The 21,558-nt window shown below is 37.5% G+C and carries 18 protein-coding genes; all 18 read left to right on the top strand.

Translation table 11 applies throughout. The features are described 5' to 3' along the window. Positions 1-34: 34 nt before the first annotated feature. The 18 genes from rseP to MKY37_RS02950 all read left to right on the top strand — a co-directional run bounded on the left by rseP (position 35) and on the right by MKY37_RS02950 (position 21,556). Positions 35-1,300 (top strand): RIP metalloprotease RseP, encoded by a 1,266-nt coding sequence (gene rseP / locus MKY37_RS03035; protein ID WP_340773632.1) that lies wholly within the window; start codon positions 35-37, stop codon positions 1,298-1,300. A 151-nt stretch (positions 1,301-1,451) separates the two neighbouring features. After that, positions 1,452-5,765, top strand: a complete 4,314-nt coding sequence (locus MKY37_RS03030) for a PolC-type DNA polymerase III (RefSeq protein WP_340773629.1) — start codon at positions 1,452-1,454, stop codon at positions 5,763-5,765. A gap of 134 nt (positions 5,766-5,899) precedes the next feature. Further along, on the top strand, positions 5,900-6,379 hold the full coding sequence (gene rimP, locus MKY37_RS03025; protein ID WP_340773627.1) for a ribosome maturation factor RimP: 480 nt from the start codon (positions 5,900-5,902) through the stop codon (positions 6,377-6,379). Between the two features lie 22 nt (positions 6,380-6,401). Further along, on the top strand, positions 6,402-7,535 hold the full coding sequence (gene nusA, locus MKY37_RS03020; protein ID WP_090562479.1) for a transcription termination factor NusA: 1,134 nt from the start codon (positions 6,402-6,404) through the stop codon (positions 7,533-7,535). Between the two features lie 19 nt (positions 7,536-7,554). Continuing rightward, positions 7,555-7,833 carry an RNase P modulator RnpM gene (rnpM, locus tag MKY37_RS03015; RefSeq protein ID WP_090562476.1) on the top strand — a complete coding sequence of 93 codons (279 nt, stop codon included), beginning with the start codon at positions 7,555-7,557 and terminating at the stop codon, positions 7,831-7,833. After that, positions 7,830-8,150: a YlxQ family RNA-binding protein gene (locus MKY37_RS03010; RefSeq protein WP_340773622.1), complete on the top strand. Its 321-nt coding sequence runs from the start codon at positions 7,830-7,832 to the stop codon at positions 8,148-8,150. Before rnpM ends, MKY37_RS03010 begins: the two co-directional genes overlap by 4 nt. A gap of 4 nt (positions 8,151-8,154) precedes the next feature. Then, positions 8,155-10,536: a translation initiation factor IF-2 gene (gene infB, locus MKY37_RS03005; protein WP_340773612.1), complete on the top strand. Its 2,382-nt coding sequence runs from the start codon at positions 8,155-8,157 to the stop codon at positions 10,534-10,536. Next, a complete protein-coding gene (locus MKY37_RS03000; RefSeq protein ID WP_340773610.1) occupies positions 10,536-10,814 on the top strand; it encodes a DUF503 domain-containing protein in 279 nt (92 codons plus the stop codon). The genes infB and MKY37_RS03000 overlap by 1 nt, the downstream gene beginning before the upstream one ends. A 22-nt stretch (positions 10,815-10,836) precedes the next feature. Further along, positions 10,837-11,178, top strand: coding sequence for a 30S ribosome-binding factor RbfA (rbfA, locus tag MKY37_RS02995; protein ID WP_269921274.1), 342 nt, complete (start codon positions 10,837-10,839; stop codon positions 11,176-11,178). 71 nt (positions 11,179-11,249) lie between these two features. Beyond that, positions 11,250-12,170 carry a tRNA pseudouridine(55) synthase TruB gene (gene truB, locus MKY37_RS02990; protein ID WP_340773604.1) on the top strand — a complete coding sequence of 307 codons (921 nt, stop codon included), beginning with the start codon at positions 11,250-11,252 and terminating at the stop codon, positions 12,168-12,170. A 1-nt stretch (position 12,171) separates the two neighbouring features. Next, entirely contained in the window at positions 12,172-13,125 is a 954-nt protein-coding gene (gene ribF, locus MKY37_RS02985) for a riboflavin biosynthesis protein RibF (RefSeq protein ID WP_340773602.1), read from the top strand. Between the two features lie 840 nt (positions 13,126-13,965). After that, complete coding sequence (gene rpsO, locus MKY37_RS02980; RefSeq protein WP_090562453.1) at positions 13,966-14,235, top strand: 30S ribosomal protein S15; 270 nt, start codon at positions 13,966-13,968, stop codon at positions 14,233-14,235. A 155-nt stretch (positions 14,236-14,390) separates the two neighbouring features. Then, positions 14,391-16,511 (top strand): polyribonucleotide nucleotidyltransferase, encoded by a 2,121-nt coding sequence (pnp, locus tag MKY37_RS02975; RefSeq protein ID WP_340773600.1) that lies wholly within the window; start codon positions 14,391-14,393, stop codon positions 16,509-16,511. 94 nt (positions 16,512-16,605) lie between these two features. After that, positions 16,606-17,835: a M16 family metallopeptidase gene (locus MKY37_RS02970; protein ID WP_340773598.1), complete on the top strand. Its 1,230-nt coding sequence runs from the start codon at positions 16,606-16,608 to the stop codon at positions 17,833-17,835. Positions 17,836-18,774: 939 nt separating this feature from the next. Further along, a complete protein-coding gene (locus MKY37_RS02965; RefSeq protein WP_340773596.1) occupies positions 18,775-19,047 on the top strand; it encodes a YlmC/YmxH family sporulation protein in 273 nt (90 codons plus the stop codon). Then, positions 19,044-19,844 (top strand): NAD(P)-dependent oxidoreductase, encoded by an 801-nt coding sequence (locus tag MKY37_RS02960; protein ID WP_340773594.1) that lies wholly within the window; start codon positions 19,044-19,046, stop codon positions 19,842-19,844. Before MKY37_RS02965 ends, MKY37_RS02960 begins: the two co-directional genes overlap by 4 nt. Continuing rightward, the gene (locus MKY37_RS02955; RefSeq protein WP_340773592.1) at positions 19,844-20,431 is read left to right on the top strand and encodes a dipicolinate synthase subunit B; all 588 of its coding nucleotides are present in this window, start codon (positions 19,844-19,846) and stop codon (positions 20,429-20,431) included. The genes MKY37_RS02960 and MKY37_RS02955 overlap by 1 nt, the downstream gene beginning before the upstream one ends. 78 nt (positions 20,432-20,509) lie before the next feature. After that, entirely contained in the window at positions 20,510-21,556 is a 1,047-nt protein-coding gene (locus tag MKY37_RS02950; RefSeq protein WP_340773590.1) for an aspartate-semialdehyde dehydrogenase, read from the top strand. Positions 21,557-21,558: the final 2 nt, after the last annotated feature.

The raw sequence follows: 21,558 nt of genomic DNA, 5'->3' as shown, positions 1-21,558 counted from the left end.
AGCATAATTAGCTAGAAACTAAAGGTGGGGTATAATGGAGACAGCCATTGCGTTTATAATTATATTTGGAAGTATTGTATTTTTCCATGAGCTTGGGCATTTTATCTTTGCTAAAAGAGCAGGAATAATGGTGCGTGAGTTTGCGATAGGTATGGGACCTAAAATCTTTGGATATACAAAGGGTGAAACTCTTTATACGCTGAGGTTGCTGCCAATCGGTGGATATGTGCGTATGGCCGGTGAAGATTTGGACTCTGTTGAGCTACAGCCTGGCTATCGTTTAGGAATACATTTAAATAATTTAGACGAAATAGACCAAATTTTATTAAATCAAAACAAACAGTTTCCAGATATGTTATTTTTAGAAGTTGAAAGATCAAATTTAACCGACCAAATGTTTATTGAAGGATACAATGAAGAAGAAAAGTTAGTGCGATACAAAGTGGCGCGAAATGCTGTCATAAATGAAAAAGGCAATGAAACAATCATTGCACCTGCTGATCGTCAATTCGGTTCGAAGTCAGTTGGCCAGCGAACAATGACTATTTTTGCAGGACCTCTTTTTAACTTTATCCTTTCCTTTTTCATTTTCTTAGCACTTGGATTGTTTCAAGGAGTACCAACATATGAACCTGTCATTACAACGGTAGTTAAAGACAGTCCTGCGGCACAAGCTGGGATGCAAGATGGTGATTTGGTAACGAAGATTGATGGAGATTCTATTACTTCATGGGACGAACTATCAGAAAAAGTGAAGGTAAGTTCAAACGAGCTAATGGAATTTACAGTAGAACGTGATGGGCAAGAAATAGATCTATCGATGACGCCAAATGAAGTTGTAGCTGGGAAAGAAAAAGTGGGACAAATTGGTGTACAATACTCTAGTCCATTAGAGAAAAATCCTGCTAAGGCAGTTGTCTACGGGGCAGAACAGACATATGAATGGACTAAGCGTATATTTACTATACTCGGCACACTAATTACTGGTAATTTTTCCATAGATGATTTATCAGGACCTGTTGGAATATATAAAGCGACGGAAGAAGTTGCGCAATATGGTGTATACAATCTAATGCACTGGGCTGCAATATTAAGTATAAATCTCGGTATTATGAATTTATTGCCATTACCAGCATTAGACGGAGGGAGATTATTATTCTTCTTGTTTGAAGCTTTACGTGGGAAACCGATAGACAAACAAAAAGAAGGTATGGTCCACTTTGTTGGAATTATGCTGCTCATGGTATTAATGGTAGTCGTTACATGGAATGATATACAAAGATTTTTCTTCAATGGATAAAAAATTTAGAGGGGAAGTTCAATTAACTGAACTTCCTTTCTTTTTCTGCAAATATAGAAAAGCGCAAGCGCTTATTTCAGCCCAGACATTCTGAAACGACTCGAGGGGCTTGGCGCAGGAGCTGGACACATAAAAAGGAGGGATACGAGCTATGGATGACGGGAAAATGAGAATGCACCTGTTGTTGCAACAACTTGAACTAACAGAGGATTCTTACGTTAAACACTTTGAACATGCATCCATTGATCGACTAACGGTACATAAGAAAAATAGACAATGGGATTTTCAAATTCAGTTACAGGCTATATTACCAATAGATGTATTTACGATTTTTCAAACAAGACTAATTGAAAAGTTCTCTGGTATAGCTAATATATTGCTCACTATTCAATCTGAGGGAAAAGATGTTTCACAGGAGTTGATCAACCAATATTGGCCGTTGGTTCTTAAAGAATTAAGTGATATGGCTCCGCCTTTAAAAGAGCGCTTGTTGAAACAACAGCCTGAATGGAACGGTCAGATGATTCATTTAACCTGTGGTCAGGAAATTGAATTACGAACGTTTAAAAAGAAATATATCGAACAATTATCAGATGTTTATGTCGGGTTTGGGTTTCCGAAAATAGCATTTGACTTCCGTTTAGTAGAAGATACGGAAGCAATAGCTAAAGCGCAATTAGAATTTTTAGAACAGCGCCGTTTAGAGGAAGAAAAACTTGGTCAAAAAGCGTTAGAAGACATGCAAAAACGTGATCAAAATAGACAGGAAAATGGTGACCAAATTGCAGATGGACCTTTCCAACTTGGGGTGCCGCTTAAAAAAGATGAGCCTATTATTGACATAAAAACAATCCAAGATGAAGAACGTAGAGTAACGATTGAAGGCTTTGTATTCGATGTAGAGGTTAAAGAATTGCGAAGCGGTCGTTCTCTTCTGACTGCGAAAGTTACCGATTATACAGATTCCATATTAGTGAAGATGTTCTCTAGAGATAAAGAAGACGCTCAAATGATGGAACGACTGCAAAAGGGTATGTGGATAAAGGTTAGAGGTTCGGTGCAAAACGATACATTTGTACGGGATTTAATCATCATGGCACAAGATATGAACGAGATAAACCCGATGGTCCGTATGGATACAGCGAAAGAAAAACGAGTGGAGCTACATCTTCATACGCCGATGAGTCAAATGGACGCTGTTTCCTCTGTTTCATCCTTAGTTTCGCAAGCGGCTAAATGGGGACATAAAGCGATTGCCATTACAGATCATGCTAATTTGCAGTCTTTTCCAGAGGCATATGCTGCTGGGAAAAAGAATGGTATAAAAATTTTGTATGGTTTAGAAGCGAATCTTGTACATGACGGGGTTCCTATTGCTTATGATGAGCAGCATACTGCGTTAGAAGATGCAATATATATAGTATTTGACGTCGAAACTACAGGTTTATCTGCCACCTACGATAAAATAATCGAATTGGCAGCTGTAAAAATGCAAAATGGTAATATAATCGATAAATTTGAACGTTTTGTAAATCCGCACCATGCACTTTCAGCAACAACTATCGAGTTAACTGGAATTACAGACGATATGGTTCGAAATGCACCTGAGATAGAACAGGTTATTAAAGACTTTTACGAGTTTATTGGAGATGGCATAATTGTTGCGCATAATGCATCATTTGATATGGGCTTCTTATACGAGGGATATCGCAGAACGGGTATAGATCATTTTAATCACCCTGTTATTGATACTTTGGAGCTTGCTCGGTTTTTGCATCCAGAGATGAAATCTCATCGTCTTGGCACGCTAACTAAAAAATTCAATATTGAGCTGACACAAGCCCATCGAGCAATCTTTGACTGTGAGGCAACAGGTTATTTATTGCTTCATTTATTAAAAGAAGCAGAGGAACATAAAATAGAGTATCACGATGATTTTAACAAGCATATTGGACAAGGTGATTCCTTTAAACGGGCTAGACCTACCCATTGCACAATCTTAGCTAAAAATGAAACAGGGTTAAAAAATCTATTCAAATTAGTGTCACTTGCTCATACTACTACCTTCTATCGTGTACCAAGATTAAAAAGATCAGTGCTGCAAAAGCATAGAGAAGGACTAATTATTGGATCAGGATGCGATAAAGGGGAGGTTTTTGAAGGTCTTATGCAAAAACCATTAGAGCAAGTAGAAGAGATTGCTCAGTTTTACGATTACTTAGAAATACATCCAAAAGAGGTATATGCGCATTTAATCGAGGCAGAATTAGTTAGAGATGAATGGAATTTAGAAGATATCATCCGTAAAATGATTAAACTAGGTAAAAAATTAAATTTACCAGTTGCAGCGACCGGTAATGTGCATTACTTACATGAAAATGACGCTATTTTTAGAAAAATACTAGTAAACTCACAAGGTGGGGCCAATCCACTAAATCGTCATGGGCTACCTAAAGTACATTTCCGTACGACCAATGAAATGTTGGATGCCTTTGCGTTTCTTGGAGAAGACCTGGCAAAAGAGATTGTAATTACTAATCCTCAAAAAATTGCAGATTCACTTGAAGACATTAAACCGATAAAAGATGATTTATATACACCTAAGATTGAAGGAGCAGATGAGGAAGTAAGAACTCTTACTTATTCTAAAGCTAAAGAAATCTATGGGGAAGAATTGCCTGAAATAGTTGAAGCACGAATTGAGAAAGAGTTAAAATCCATTATTGGTCATGGTTTTGCTGTTATTTATTTGATATCTCATAAATTAGTAAAAAAATCATTAAATGATGGTTATTTGGTTGGTTCAAGGGGGTCGGTAGGTTCTTCTCTTGTAGCAACAATGACTGAAATTACAGAAGTAAACCCGTTACCACCTCATTATGTATGTCCTAGTTGTCAACATTCAGAGTTTTTCCAGGACGGGTCAGTTGGTTCTGGCTTCGACTTACCAAACAAAAATTGTATTAAATGTGATACTCCTTATGTAAAAGATGGACAAGATATTCCGTTTGAAACTTTCCTAGGATTCAAAGGAGATAAAGTACCCGATATAGATTTAAACTTTAGCGGTGAGTATCAACCTATTGCACATAACTATACGAAGGAATTATTCGGTGAGGATTATGTATTTCGTGCTGGTACAATTGGAACCGTAGCTGAAAAAACAGCCTATGGATATGTCAGAGGCTATATGAATGATAATAATATAGCTCTTCGTGGTGCGGAAATCGATCGTTTAGTACAGGGCTGTACTGGGGTTAAGCGAAACACTGGTCAGCATCCAGGTGGTATAATTGTTGTACCAGACTACATGGATATATATGACTTCACACCGATTCAGTTTCCGGCAGATGCACAGGACTCCGAATGGAAAACGACCCATTTTGATTTCCATTCCATCCATGATAATTTACTAAAACTAGATATTCTGGGGCATGATGATCCTACTGTTATTCGCATGCTTCAAGATTTATCAGGAATTGATCCTAAAACGATTCCTACAGATGATCCAGAAGTTATGAAGATTTTCAGTGGAACGGCATCGTTAGGTGTAACGGAAGAGCAAATTGACTGTAAAACAGGTACATTAGGAATTCCGGAATTCGGAACTAGATTTGTTCGTCAAATGCTAGAAGAAACAAAGCCATCTACATTTTCTGAGTTAGTCCAAATATCTGGGTTATCGCATGGAACGGATGTATGGCTTGGAAATGCACAGGAGCTTATCCAAGCAGGCACCTGTCAGCTTTCTGATGTAATTGGATGTCGTGATGATATTATGGTTTATTTGATCTATCAAGGGTTAGATCCTTCCTTGGCATTTAAAATAATGGAATCAGTTCGTAAAGGTAAAGGGTTAACTCCGGAATTTGAAGCGGAGATGAAGAAGCAGGGAGTTGCCAATTGGTATATTGAATCCTGCAAAAAGATTAAATACATGTTCCCGAAAGCCCATGCTGCCGCGTATGTTTTAATGGCAGTTCGTATTGCATATTTTAAAGTTCATTACCCCATACTATATTATGCAGCGTATTTGACAGTAAGGGCATCAGATTTTGACTTAATCTCTATGGTAAATGGTTCTCAAACAATTCGTGCTAAATTAGATGAAATAAACGCGAAAGGTTTGGAAGCCTCTCCAAAAGAAAAGAGTTTATTGACAGTCCTAGAGATTGCGCTTGAAATGACCGAAAGAGGTATAAAAATACAAAAAGTAGATTTATACAAATCACATGCCAATGAATTTATAATTGAAGGAAATACGTTAATTCCTCCTTTTAATTCGATACCAGGATTAGGTACAAATGTTGCTTTTCAAATTGCTAAAGCAAGAATTGATGGCGAATTTTTATCGAAGGAAGACCTTCAGCAAAGAGGTAAAGTATCGAAAACAATCATCGAATATATGGATGCGATGGGCTGTTTAGAAGGCTTACCTGATGCCAATCAGCTATCTCTGTTTTAGTAGGAAATTTGCAAGGCTACATGATGTATGGTAATATAAAACTACCAATGTTTCATAGTTCTGTGACGAAAGAGTGGGATTTCCCGCTCTTTTCTGTTGTTATATAGAAAATCATTGTTGTGTAGGAGGCTTATATGAGTAATATTACAAGTAAAATTGAAGAACTTGTATCGCCTATTCTACAAGAGTTAAATTTAGATCTTGTAGATATAGAATATGTAAAAGAAGGCCGAGATTGGTTTTTACGTATTTATATTGATACCCCAGCTGGCGGTATTGATATTGAACAATGCGCTCAAGTTAGTGAAAAGTTAAGTGAAAAGCTAGATGTAGAGGATCCAATATCGGAAAATTACTTCTTAGAGGTTTCTTCTCCTGGAGCAGAACGACCTTTGAAAAAAGATGATGACTTCACAAAAGCGATTGGCAAGTATGTTTATATCAAAACATACGAACCAGTGAACGGGGCAAAGGAATTTGAAGGGACATTACTTTCTTATTCAATAGAAGAAGGCGCATTAATCGAAGTACGAGTTAAAACTAGAAGAGTAAAAATTCAAATTGAAAAAGAGAAAATTGCACTTGCTCGTTTAGCAATTGATTTCTCTGCATAACGTATATGGAGGAGTGAAAGCAGTGAGTAGTGAATTATTAGATGCGTTAACTGCGCTCGAGCAACAAAAGGGAATTTCAAGAGATGTTTTAATAGAAGCAATTGAAGCTGCTTTAGTGACAGCATACAAAAGAAATTTTAACCAAGCCCAAAATGTTCGAGTGGATATTAACTTAGCTACTGGTACTATGCTGGTTTATTCAAGAAAAGATGTAGTAGAAGAAGTAGCGGACGATCGTTTGCAAATTTCTTTAGAAGATGCGCGCGTTATAAACCCACACTACGCAATTGGTGATGTAGTGGAAGAGGAAGTAACTCCACGTAATTTTGGACGTATTGCAGCTCAAACAGCTAAACAAGTTGTAACTCAACGTGTACGTGAAGCTGAACGTGGTCTGATTTACGAAGAATATGTGGATCGTGAAGATGATATCGTAAATGGTATCGTTGAACGTTTAGATGCACGGAATATATACGTGGGATTAGGAAAAGTTGAGGCAGTATTACCTGCAAATGAGCAAATTCAAACAGAGACATACCGACCGCATGAACGTATCAAAGTGTATATTACGAAAGTAGAACGCACAACACGTGGTCCACAAGTATTCGTTTCTAGAACACATCCTGGCTTACTTCGTCGCTTGTTTGAAATGGAAGTACCAGAAATCTTTGAAGGTATTGTCGAGATTAAGTCAATTGCTCGTGAAGCAGGGGACCGCTCTAAGATTTCCGTTTTTGCACATAATGATGAAATTGATCCAGTCGGTTCATGTGTTGGTGCAAAAGGAGCTCGAGTTCAAACAATTGTGAATGAGTTAAGTGGAGAGAAAATTGACATAGTTGAATGGTCTGAAGATCCTGTAGTGTTTGTCGCAAATGCGCTAAGTCCTTCTAAAGTAATCGACGTTCAAGTAAATGAAGAAGAAAAATCCACAACCGTTGTAGTTCCGGATTATCAGTTGTCTCTTGCAATTGGTAAGAGAGGTCAAAATGCTCGTCTTGCTGCAAAACTGACTGGTTGGAAGATTGATATTAAAAGTGAAACAGATGCTAGAGAACTTGGCATTTATCCAAATGAAAATTCTCCACAGCTTATAATAGAAAACTTGGATGAAGAGGAATTGGATGATTTCGATTTTTACAAAGAAGAAGAATAAGCAAGGATGGTGATTATGTATGGCGGTTCAAAAGAAAATACCGTTACGTAAATGTGTTGCTACTGGTGAAATGTTTCCGAAAAAAGAAATGATTCGTATAGTCCGTTCGAAAGAAGGAGAAGTTTCCGTGGACCTAACAGGAAAAAAATCAGGTCGTGGTGCTTATGTATCTAAATCTATCGAAGCGGTAAACCAAGCGAAAAAGAAAAATTCATTAGGCACTCATTTAGAAGCACCAATTCCAAATGAAATATATGATCAGTTAATCGTTATTATTGAAAGAGAAAAACTCAAATGACATTAGAAGAACAAATATCTAATCTATTGGGTTTAGCGACTCGAGCAAGAAAAACAATAACTGGTGAAGAATTAGTAGTAAAAGAAATAAGAAGCAAAAAGGCAAAACTAGTTGTTTTATCGAATGATGCTTCTAAGAATACGGCAAAAAAAATTAATGATAAATGTGCATCTTTTAACGTTGAGCTGCATGTCTTTGGAGACCGGCACGATCTCGGACATGCGACGGGAAAAGAGGCCAGGGTGGCAATAGCCATTATGGATGACGGTTTCGCTAAAAAACTGTCCGGCCTTCTCAACGAATATAACCGGGGGTGAGCTAATGACTAAAATCAGAGTTCATGAATACGCGAAACAAATAGATAAATCGAGTAAAGAAGTTATTGAGCAACTAGGAAAGATGAATATTCAAGTAACGAATCATATGTCTACACTTGAAGGAGATGCTATCAGCAAACTTGATGGTATCTATAAAAAGTCATCGCAACAAACAAACAAACCTGCTCAAACATCTGCAAAACCAGCACAACAAAATCAATCAAGACCTGCAAGTCAAGGTCAACAAAATCAATCAAGACCTGCAAGTCAAGGTCAACAAAATCAATCAAGACCTGCAAGCCAAGGTCAACAAAGATCAACTTCACAAGGACAGTCTAGACCATCCAATCAAGGTCAACAAAGATCTGCGTCACAAGGACAATCAAGACCGTCTAACCAATCGAATACAAAACCTGCTACTTCAGGAAGCAATACTCAAGGTAGTAGTACACAAGGTACAAATAACCAACCTAAAAAAACATTCACTAATAACAAAGCTCCAGGTGGTGCTTATCGTCCGGGTGGGCAAAATCGTCCAGGTGGTAATAGACCAGGTCAAAAATTCCAAAAGCGTAGAAAAGGCCCTACTACACCAGTTCAGCCACCAGTGCCAAGAAAAGAACGCGAACTTCCAGCGAAAATTACGTTTACCGATTCTTTAACGGTTCTAGAACTTTCGAAAAAAATCGGTCGTGAACCGGCAGAGATTATCAAAAAACTATTCCTACTTGGCGTTATGGCAACAATAAACCAAGTGTTAGATAAGGATGCAATCGAACTTATTTGTGCAGACTATGGTGTAGAAGTGGAAGAAGAAATTCGAATCGATATTACTGATTTGGAGGTTCACTTCGATCCTACTCCAGAAGACAGTACTAATCAATCGGAGCGTCCACCAGTAGTTACAATTATGGGGCACGTTGACCATGGTAAAACAACGCTTCTTGACTCCATTCGTCATACAAAAGTAACTGCTGGGGAAGCAGGCGGTATTACGCAACATATCGGTGCCTACCAGATAGTAGATAATGACAAAAAGATTACGTTCTTAGATACACCAGGACATGCTGCATTTACTACAATGCGTGCACGTGGTGCGAAAATTACGGATATCACGATTCTTGTAGTTGCAGCAGATGATGGTGTTATGCCTCAAACGGTAGAAGCTATTAACCACGCTAAAGCAGCTGAGGTGCCTATTATCGTTGCAGTAAACAAAATGGATAAACCGTCGGCTAACCCAGATCGTGTTATGCAAGAGTTAACAGAGCATGGTTTAGTTCCTGAAGCATGGGGTGGAGAAACTATCTTCGTACCAATTTCAGCATTAAAAGGTGAAGGAATCGACAATTTATTAGAAATGGTATTACTTGTTTCTGAAGTTGGAGAGTTAAAAGCAAATCCAAAACGCCTTGCATTAGGAACTGTAATTGAAGCTCAACTTGATAAAGGTAGAGGTTCTGTTGCCACATTACTAGTTCAAGATGGTACGTTAAAAGTTGGAGATCCTATCGTTGTTGGTCATGCATTCGGACGCGTAAGAGCAATGGTTAATGACCTTGGTCGTCGTGTGAAAGAGGCAGGTCCATCTACACCAGTTGAAATAACAGGCTTAAACGAAGTGCCACAAGCTGGAGATCGCTTTGTTGTATTTGAAGATGAAAAAACAGCTCGTCAAGTTGGAGAATCTCGTGCATCAGAAGCACAAGTTACTCAGCGCTCAGAAAAAACTCGTGTAACATTGGACAATTTATTTGATCAAATGAAACAAGGGGAAATGAAAGAGTTAAACTTAATCGTAAAAGCAGACGTTCAAGGAACTGTTGAAGCGATGGCTGCTTCCTTAATGAAAATAGATGTAGAAGGCGTAAATGTTCGCATCATTCATACTGGAGCAGGTGCTATTACGGAATCAGATATTAGCTTAGCAGCTGCATCAAATGCAATTGTTATCGGATTCAACGTTCGACCGGATACAAATGCTAAACGTATGGCCGATCAAGAAGGCGTAGATATTCGTTTACACCGTATTATTTATAAAGTAATCGAAGAAATCGAATTTGCTATGAAGGGACTACTAGACCCTGAATTCCAAGAGAAAATTATCGGTCAAGCGGAGGTTCGTGAAACTTTCAAAGTATCTAAAGTTGGTACGATTGCTGGTTCTTACGTAACGGAAGGTAAGATTTCAAGAGATAGTGGTGTTCGTGTGATTCGTGACGGAATTGTTATTTTTGAAGGGGAACTTGATACGCTAAAACGCTTCAAAGATGATGCAAAAGAAGTTGCTAAAGGATATGAATGTGGTATCACGATTAAAAACTTCAATGATATCAAAGAAGGCGATATCGTAGAAGCGTTTATAATGGAAGAAATTAAACGATAATGATTGTATATGCAGACTGCGAATTTCTCATTCCCACTGCACATTCTTTGAAAGAAAAACGAGCAGTTCTTCAACGAATGCTCACGAGAACAAAACAAAAGTATAATGTTTCTATTTCAGAATTAGACCATCAAAATACGTGGCAGCATACAACTATTGGAATTGTTGCAATTGCATCCCAAAAAGATGCAGCTGAACGAGAACTTATGAACGCGATCCGTTTCTTAGAATCTAATCCTGAATGGGAATGCATTAATATAAATAAGGAATATTTATAAAAGAAAATGAGGTGTAGCGATCATGTCAATGCGTGCTAACCGAGTTGCTGAACAAATGAAAAAAGAGTTGGGCGAAATCATCGGACGAAAGTTAAAGGATCCACGTATTGGTTTTATCACTGTCACAGATGTAGCTGTAACTGGTGATTTACAACAAGCGACGATTTACATTACTGTGCTTGATGGAAACCGAGCTGATACTTTAAAAGCTTTAGAAAAAGCGAAAGGGTTTATTCGTTCTGAAATAGGACAGCGTATTCGCTTACGTATCACGCCTGAACTAATCTTTGAATATGATGAATCTGCAGCTTATGGTAATCGTATAGATGATTTATTAAGACAAATTAATAAACCATCTGAGTAATAAAACAAACAAAGAAGTCTGCTTATTTATTGAAGCAGACTTCTTTGTTATGTATACCGGAGGTGAAATGCATGTACGAAGGAATATTGCCTTTATGGAAAGAAAAAGGAATGACCTCACATGATTGTGTATTTAAACTTAGAAAAATCCTTAAAATGAAACGAATTGGTCATACAGGAACACTGGATCCTAGCGTTGAAGGAGTTTTACCCATTTGTTTAGGACAAGCGACAAAGGTGTCTGAATACATAATGGATCAAGGGAAAACGTATGTAGCTACTATATCTATTGGTACATCAACGACCACTGAAGATGCAGATGGTGATATTGTAGAAAATGACTTAACTCCAAAATCTTTTTCCCGAGCAAAGATTTTAGAAGTATTAGCTGAGCTGACAGGAGAAATTACTCAAATACCCCCGATGTATTCTGCAGTCAAGGTGAATGGGAAAAAACTATATGAATATGCCCGTGAAGGAAAAGAAGTGGAACGTCCAAGTAGAAAAGTGACGATTCACAATATTGATTTACTGGACGATAAAGCTATTTTTTCAGGACAGGAAGTTGCGTTCAATATAGAAATTGACTGTGGAAAAGGAACCTATATCCGTACCCTCGCAGTTCAAATTGGAGAACTTCTTGGATATCCGGCACATATGTCTTCTTTGGTCAGAACTGCTTCCGGAAGCTTTACTCAAGCTCAATGTTTAACTTTAGCCGATGTACAGGAAGCTGTAGATGAACATGCTTTGTCAGATACGCTACTCCCCTTAAGAGAAGCATTATCCGCTTGGCCAACACTTGAAGTCAATGATGAAAACAAAAAAAGTATTACGAACGGGCAAGTAGTGGAAATCCACCCATTGTTGGCTGAGAATGAGAAAATTGTATATGAACTACTGGAGAATCCAATTGCAGTTTATATTAAACATCCAACAAAAAGTGGTATGATGAAACCAGAAAAAATGTTTTCATCTGAAAAAGGAGATTAATATGAACGTATATCACTTATCCTATCCAAACCATTTATATACCAATCATACAAATGAATCATATTCCTTAGCAATTGGTTTTTTTGACGGTGTTCATATAGGGCATCAAGCAGTCATTAAGGAAGCTGCAGATAAAGGAAAAGAGTTGAATATCAAAACAGCGGTAATGACATTTGATCCTCATCCTTCATTAGTGCTTGGTGGAAGAAAAGAAAAAGTATTTTATATTACACCCATTCAAGAAAAAATTGAAATATTGAAAAGCTTAGGTGTAGATGCCGTTTTTGTTGTTCGGTTTACATCCGATTTTGCAAAGCTAACTCCAGAAAAGTTTATAGAATTCTTTATAAACCAAACAAATGTGAAACATGTCACTGCCGGCTTTGACTTCTCATTTGGTGCTTTTGGAAAAGGAACGATGAAGGATATGGAACTTCTTTCAGAAGGGAAATATTCCGTATCAGTCGTAGATAAAAAAGAGCTCGTTGGTGATAAGATTAGCTCCACTCGTATTAGAGCAGAGCTAACTGTCGGTAATATGGAGCGAGTAAGAGAATTATTAGGTAGACCCTTTAAGTTAACAGGAGTAGTTATCCATGGAGACAAAAGAGGCAGAACTATAAACTTTCCCACGGCAAATGTCGAACCAACCGAAGGACAATTTACACCTGCAATTGGGGTGTATGCAGTTAAAATTTGCGTTCAGGAGACTTGGCATGAAGGTGTATGTAATGTAGGCTATAAACCAACATTTAATAATCCCGAAGAGAAAAAACTTTCAATTGAAGTACATATTTTTAACTTTGATCAATCTATTTATGGTGAAGAAGTAACGGTCCTTTGGCATAAGCGCATTAGATCAGAACAAAAGTTCAATGGAATTGAAGAATTAAAAGAACAAATCGGAAAAGACAAGCAAGTTGCAATCGAGTTCTTTAAAAATGAAAATGAATAATTATAGATGGCTACCGGAGATTAATTTCGGTAGCTTTTTAAAAGAAATAAAAAAAGTGCCCCATGTACACTGTGTTCTGGTTCTTAAAAGAATGATTCATACTACTGATTTCCGTTTCAGGTGGGCGCTTTCCGTGGGCGAGGCCGAGCCTCCTCGTTCGCTACGCTCCCTGCGGGGTCTCGACTTACTCGCTTATCCCGCTGGAGTCGCCACCTTGCACTCCAATCAAAATAAAGTGTAGTTCTACACTCTGAGATAGGTCAAAGCATATCCCTAAGATAATAAAAGTAATCAGAATTATTATAGGGATTAAACCGCCCGCTTGATTAGGTATACAATTTTATAATGAACAAAGTAAGTGGTTTTTCTTTTATCTGAGTCCATTTCATCCTTACTTATTTAAAGATAGAACACGTATATGTAGGTGGTTTTATATCCAATTATTTTTTATATAAAGTGAACCTAGTTAATTGGAGCGCAGAGCGGCGACTACTGTGGGAACAGCGCGAGCTGAAGACCCTGGACTGAGCATAGCGAAAATCTTTTTTTGCGACGAGCTTTGCGCAGGAGCAAGGGAAGCGGTTGAAGTCGTGCTCACGGAAAGTGTCCGCTCGGAGCGGAAATCAATGGCCTATCTACATTTGTATTTTTAGAGGATCGTTTTTACTTTGTTTTTAAAAGAATAATTCGATCTCGTCACTTACTAATTAGTTGCTTCAACAATCTATTTATGATAATCTTTATAAGTACAATACCGTACTTAACCTTTCCTTGGCTTTTTCGATTCTCCAACGATTGCTCAGGATTAGGGGATAACTAGAATTTTAGGAGGAAAACAACATGGCAATTACACAAGAACGCAAAAATGAATTAATCGCTGAGTACAGAACTCACGAAAGTGATACTGGATCTGCTGATATTCAAATCGCAATTCTTACAGAAGAGATTAACTCTTTAAACGAACATTTACGTACTCATAAGAAAGATCATCACTCACGTCGTGGTCTATTCAAAATGGTTGGACGTCGTCGTAACTTGTTAAAATACTTACGTGAAAACGAAGTATCACGTTACCGTGATCTAATCGCAAAACTTGGTTTACGTCGATAAGCTTCGATTTAGGAAAGCGGGATTTATCCCGCTTTTTCTTTTGCATAAAAAACTTCGCATAGTTTAAAGATTTTTGATACACTACTTATGATACATATAACCAATATATACCCTTTTTTTAAGGAGTTTTTGAAGTCGAGAGGAGTCCAGATTACATGAGTGAAAAGAAAGTATTTACGTACGAATGGGCAGGACGCCCGTTGCAAGTAGAGATAGGACAACTTGCAAAACAAGCGAACGGAGCAGTATTAGTAAGATATGGTGATACAACTGTATTATCTGTAGCAACTGCATCTAAAAATCCTAAGAATTTAGATTTCTTCCCATTAACAGTGAACTATGAGGAAAAATTATATGCTGTAGGTAAAATTCCAGGTGGATTTATTAAACGTGAAGGACGTCCTTCGGAACGAGCAATCTTAACTAGTCGTTTGATTGACCGTCCTATTCGTCCCTTATTCCCAGATGGATTCCGTAACGAGGTGCAAGTTATTTCAATCGTTATGTCCGTTGATCAAAACTGTTCATCTGAAATGGCTGCAATGTTAGGTTCATCTTTAGCGCTTAGTGTTTCAGATATCCCATTTGATGGCCCAATTGCGGGAGCACAAGTAGGCTTAATTGGTGAAGAACTAATTATTAATCCTACAGTTGAGCAAATGGAGAAGAGTACTCTAGACCTTACTGTTGCTGGAACAAAAGACGCTATCAACATGGTTGAAGCTGGAGCAAAAGAAGTTTCAGAGGAAACAGTGCTTGAAGCGATTATGTTCGGTCATAATGAAATTATCAAGTTAATTGAATTCCAAGAAAAAGTGGTAGCTGAAGTTGGTAAAGCGAAAAAAGATATTCCTCTATTTGAGTTAGATAAAGTACTTTTCGAAGAAGTGAAGGGCATTTGTGAAGCAAAACTTGTACAAGCAATTCAAGTTCAAGAAAAACATGCTCGCGAAGATGCTATTACGGAAGTAAAAACAGAAGTTTTAGAACAATATACAGAAAAAGAAGCAACGGACGAAACGTTGAAGCAAGTGCGTGAAATTTTAGACGCAATGGTAAAAGACGAAGTTCGTCGTTTGATTACAGAAGACAAAATCCGTCCTGATGGTCGTGGAGTTGCAGAAATCCGCCCATTATCTTCAGAAGTTGGAGTATTACCTAGAACACATGGTTCTGGATTGTTTACACGTGGTCAAACACAAGCTTTAAGTGTATGTACTTTAGGACCTTTAGGTGATGTTCAAATCATCGACGGTATTGGTCTAGAAGAAACGAAACGCTTTATGCATCATTATAACTTCCCACAATTTAGTGTTGGAGAAACTGGTCCTATTCGTGCTCCGGGTCGTCGTGAAATTGGACATGGTGCATTAGGAGAACGTGCTTTAGAAGCAGTTATTCCGGATGAAGCCGATTTCCCATATACACTTCGCTTAGTAGCAGAAGTATTAGAATCGAATGGTTCTACATCACAAGCTAGTATTTGTGCGTCTACGCTAGCTATGATGGATGCAGGTGTTCCTCTAAAAGCACCAGTTGCAGGTATTGCAATGGGACTTGTGAAAAAAGGCGAAAACTATACTATTTTAACGGATATTCAAGGAATGGAAGATCATCTTGGAGATATGGACTTTAAAGTAGCTGGTACGTCTAAAGGAATTACAGCACTTCAAATGGATATTAAAATTGATGGACTATCAAGATCAATTCTGGAAGAAGCGCTTGAACAAGCAAAAATTGGACGTATGCAAATTTTAGAAAGCATGCTTGCAACAATTTCTGACCCACGTGAGAAGTTGTCAAAATATGCTCCTAAGATTGTCGTTATTAAGATTAATCCGGATAAAATCCGTGATGTAATTGGACCAGGTGGTAAACAAATTAATAAAATCATTGATGAAACCGGCGTAAAAATTGATACAGAGCAAGACGGTACAATTTATATTGCTTCAGCCGATGAAGATATGATTGCACGCGCTAAAGAAATTATCGAAAACATTGTACGAGTTGCCCAAGTTGGCGAATACTACCTAGGAAAAGTAAAACGAATTGAAAAATTCGGTGCCTTCGTAGAAATATTCACTGGCAAGGATGGCTTATTGCATATTTCGGAAATTCAAGAAGAACGTACGAAAAATGTCGAAGATGTCCTTAAATTAGGTGATGAGCTACTAGTGAAGGTAATCGAAATCGACAATCAAGGTCGAGTAAATTTATCTCGTAAAGTTGTAATTAAAGAAGAAAAAGAACGCGCTGAACAACAAGAAAACAAATAAGCAATTACATCAGCACGACATAAAAGGTTGACCGTAGCCATGTAGCTACGGCAACCTTTTTAAATAGTCGAATAGAATAGACAGAGGTGTTAATTTGATAAACAAAATTACATGTAATAATGGACTTCGAATTGTGTCTGAGCATATCCCATATGTACGTTCTGTAGCTGTGGGGATTTGGGTGCAAGCTGGGTCAAGATATGAGCTGCCAGAAGAAAATGGCTTAACTCATTTCATTGAACATATGCTATTTAAAGGAACTGAAACTAGAACAGCAAAGCAAATTGCAGAAGAATTCGATCGCATTGGTGGAAATATAAATGCCTTCACATCTAAAGAAAATACGTGCTACTATGCAAAAGTATTGGATCATCATGCAGAACATGCAGTAGAAATACTGGCAGATATGTTTTTCCATTCTCAATTTGATGCAAATGAAATAGAGAAAGAAAGACAGGTTGTTCTAGAAGAGATAAATATGGTAGAAGACACACCAGATGATATCGTTCACGAATATTTATGGCAAGCGATGTATGAAAATGATCCTCTAGGGTCACCTATTTTAGGAACAGAGGAAACATTGAATAGTTTCACAAAAGAAACAATTCTTGCTTACATGAAAAAACATTATACTCCAGAAAATGTTGTCATTTCAGTTGCAGGTAATATTCCTGAAGGATTAATTCAGCATATCGAAACATTATTTAGTCGATTAGACCAAAAAAATAATGAAAATATACATGTGGCAACTCCAAAATTGAAAGCAGTGCATGTGGAAAACTTTCGAGAGACAGAGCAAGCACATCTTTGTATAGCTTATCCAAGTTTAAGTGTAAAAGCTGATAATATTTATAGCCTAGTAGTGATGAACAATATTTTGGGCGGTAGTATGTCATCTAGGCTTTTCCAAGAAATCAGAGAAGAAAAAGGTCTTGCTTACTCTATCTATTCTTATCATTCTTCCTATGAAGATACAGGGGCACTTGCTATTTATGGTGGTACCTCAAGCAATCAATTAGAGGAATTATCAGAGTCTATTCAGCAAACGATACAATCAGTCCTTGAAAAAGGGTTTACAGAAACAGAAGTTTCCAATGCAAAAGAGCAACTAAAAGGTAATTTACTCCTTGGTTTAGAAAGTTCCAATGCTCGGATGAGCCGTAACGGTAAAAATGAATTACTCTACGGAGAACATCGTTCATTAGATGAAGTAAGTGAATCAATTGATGAAGTCACATTACAATCAGTAATGGATCTTGCTGCAGAGACATTTTCTCACAAACCTGCCGTATCCATCATCAAACCAAAAGTCGATCAAAAATGATCGTCTTTTTTTAATGAAATAACTATATAAAATGGTAATATGAACACTGGTTTCATGGGACTTTAAAGAATGAATAAAACAGCTGATTTCCGTTTCAGGTGGGGTACAAAGGCTAAGTGCGCCACATCATGTGGCAACGCCTTCGTGACCAACATCCTGTTGGTCTCCGTGGGGTGAGCGATAAGCCATCACCGCCGCTTGCGCGTTCGCATGTGATGGCTTATCTGTCTCACTCATCCTGCTGGAGTCGCCACCTTTCACTACAATAATTCAGTGTGTAGTACCCAACTGGAAGATTTAGCATAGCTTATCACTTAGATGATAAGGTTGGTCAAATTTTAGAGTGTGATAAAACCATTTGTAATCGCTGTTGAATTAGAGATGCCATTATTTGATAAGAGATGATGGAAGTAGAATTTCTATTATACAAGTGGAAGTATAGAGAAATAGTAAGTGTTTACCTAATGAAGAAGCGAAATAGCGAACGAAATTGCATCTTCGAGAGCTTCTACTATAAATAGTATAGTATCTTTTCTCTAGTTATCCAAAAATGCACTTACCTGTTTCTAAGAGTTGTAGGAGGGCGACAGATAGACAAACGCCATAAGATTACCGAAAAAAGGGATGCTAGTTGGTTGTGACGGAGGTCACAACCAACTAGCATCCCTAAAATTTCACTCGGTAATCATATAGCAAAAGGTCTGTCCAAAGCCCTTCGAAAACGATAGAAACAGGTTTTGAACTTTAAGGATCTGGAGTCTTTTGCCCGGTTTTTCCTAAAAAACAACTCGTTAATAATATAGCAATAAGTTCTGTCAAAAGCTCTCCGGAAACAATAGATACAGGTTTTGACCTTAAAGGGCATCTGTATTTTTTAAAATTCACTTTGTACGGTGAAATGGCATATATATAAATAGAAATCAATAAGGGGGAGAATGATTGTTACTTTCGGAACTTGCAGAAAAAGAACTTATCCAAGTTAAGGACGGGGCAAGATATGGCAAACTAGCAGACACTGAATTACTCTTCAATCCTGAGAATGGGAAGATTGAAGGGTTCGAGGTTTTTCAAAAAACAGGATCTTTTTTTCAAGGCAATAAGTCTGGCAAGAAAAAGGAATTTATTGCATGGGAAGAAATTATTCTTATTGGAAAAGATAGAATCCTGTTTAATGAAGCAAACAATGAAATTGGAAATAGTGAATATTCGTGAAAAAAAAATGTGCAATTATAGGTACAGATGCCCGTCTACCGTTTTTAAAGGAAACATTAGATAACTTACTAGATGTGAAAATATTTCCAACGATGATTTGGACGGAAGAACTTAAAGCTGCAATAATCGATTTTCAGCCTACCATTATCTTTTTACCTATACCACCATTACAAATAGAAAGTTCTTTCGTTTTGCCAGAGTCATGTCTTCTCCTTTTCGTTGGAAAAAAGAATATGCAAATTGAACAAGAAATACAAAATAGCCAGGTCCATGCTTTTTATTATTTAGAGGATGAACAGTGGATTTGGGAAAATGCAAATCTTACAGCAGAGGGATTCATCAATAACTTTTATAGAAGCGAAAACGAATCAATTTATAACAAAAAATTCATCATTACAGGCTACGGAAGAGTAGGAAAAAGACTGGCTTTTGCTCTGCATCATTTAGGTGCCGAGGTAGTTATCTCGGTTCGTTCTGATCACCAGTTATTTGAAGCAAAAAGCTATGGGTATCAGATAGAGCAATTTGAGCATGTAGTTAAAAATCAAGATTCACTCTCGACCTATCTGATTAATACCATTCCATATAGATGGCTTAGTCCTTCCGATACGACTAGATTTAAAAAAGTGTATGATCTAGCTTCAAATCCAGGATGTCTACTCGAGTCAGCCGATTCGATCCCTACAAATTATAAACATTCTACTAGCTTACCAGGCTTGTATTTCCCTAAAGATGCGGGATATTTAATAGCAAAGGCTGTGCAATCTCAACTGGCTTTACTGGAGGGGGAAAAATAGTGTTAAAAGATCTTCGAATAGGATTAGGAATAACTGCTTCTCATTGTACCTATGAAGAAGTTATCCCAATGATTAAACAGTTTACGGAACTAGGAGCAACTGTAGTTCCTATTATTACGTATTCTGTATTAACTGCAGCAACTCGTTTTGGAACAGGTGAGGAATGGATACAGAAAATAGAAGAGGCAAGTGGTAGTAAAGTAGTATCAAAAATTGTAGAGGCAGAACCATTTGGTCCTACCAATCCATTGGATTGTATGGTGATTGCTCCGATGACTGGAAATTCTATCAGTAAGCTGGCCAACGCCCAAACAGATTCGCCAGTGCTAATGGCAGCAAAAGCTACATTGCGAAATGGTAAACCGGTAGTGCTCGGAATATCCACGAATGATGCATTAGGATTGAATGGCATGAACATTATGAAACTACTTTCTACTAAAAATATATACTTTATCCCCTTCGGCCAAGATAATCCTCATAACAAACCAAACTCACTCATCGCTGACTTTGCGAAAATAGTTCCAACGGTAGAACACGCAATTCAATTCCAACAATTACAGCCTCTACTTATTACTCATAAATTATAAATATTGATGAAGATGTATTTTCATGTATAATATAATACAATATCAAAAAATAGCATAGGTCTAGGAGGAGAGCTTTTCATGTCACAGGGTTATACAGTAGCAATAGTAGGAGCGACAGGTGCAGTCGGTCAAAAAATTATCGAAAAATTGGTAGAAAGAAGTTTTCCTTATACAACATTAAAATTATTAGCTTCCAAAAAATCAGCAGGTAAACAAGTAGAAGTAAATAAGAACTCTTATACAATTGAAGAAGCGACACCTGAGGCTTTTGAAGGTGTTGACATAGCATTTTTCTCAGCTGGTGGTTCTATATCTAAAGCTTTAGCAAAAGAAGCTAGTAATAGAGGTGCAATAGTTATTGATAATACAAGTGCCTTCCGAATGGATAAAGATACGCCGCTAATCGTTCCAGAAGTAAATAAACAAGCGTTGCATGAACAAACTGGGATTATTGCTAATCCGAATTGTTCTACTATTCAGATGGTTTGCGCACTTGAACCTATTAGACAGAAATTTGGTTTAAACAAAGTTATCGTTTCTACCTATCAAGCAGTATCGGGTGCTGGAGCAGCCGCAATTAGTGAATTGATAACTCAAAGCGAAGGTATAAAAAACAAACAGCCAAAACCAGAAATTTTACCAGTGAAAAGTGCTGAAAAACATTATCCTATTGCAGGAAATGTAATCCCTCAAATTGATATATTCACCGAAGATGGTTTTACATTTGAGGAACATAAAATGATGAATGAAACGAAAAAAATTATGTCATTACCAAATCTTGCAATCGCAGCTACATGTGTAAGGGTACCGGTTGTGACGGGACATTCTGAATCTGTATATATCGAAGTAGAACAAGAGAACGTCACTCTTGAACAGGTAAAACAACTTCTTTCAGATACTAAAGGTATTACCTTGCAGGATGCTCCTGATCAACAACTGTACCCTATGCCATATTACGCTGAGGATAAGGACGATGTATTTGTAGGACGTTTAAGAAAAGATCCTTCGAATGATAAAGGTTTTCATATGTGGATTGTTTCAGATAATTTATTGAAGGGTGCAGCACTTAACTCTATACAAATTGCAGAAGCGCTTATTTCTGAAGGTATATTAAAAGAGGTGTAAAA

The organism is Psychrobacillus sp. FSL K6-2836 (genome assembly GCF_038003085.1).
Lineage (GTDB): Bacteria > Bacillota > Bacilli > Bacillales_A > Planococcaceae > Psychrobacillus.
The sequence above is the reverse complement of the archived record's forward strand: the minus strand, read 5'-3'. Positions and strand labels throughout refer to the sequence as shown.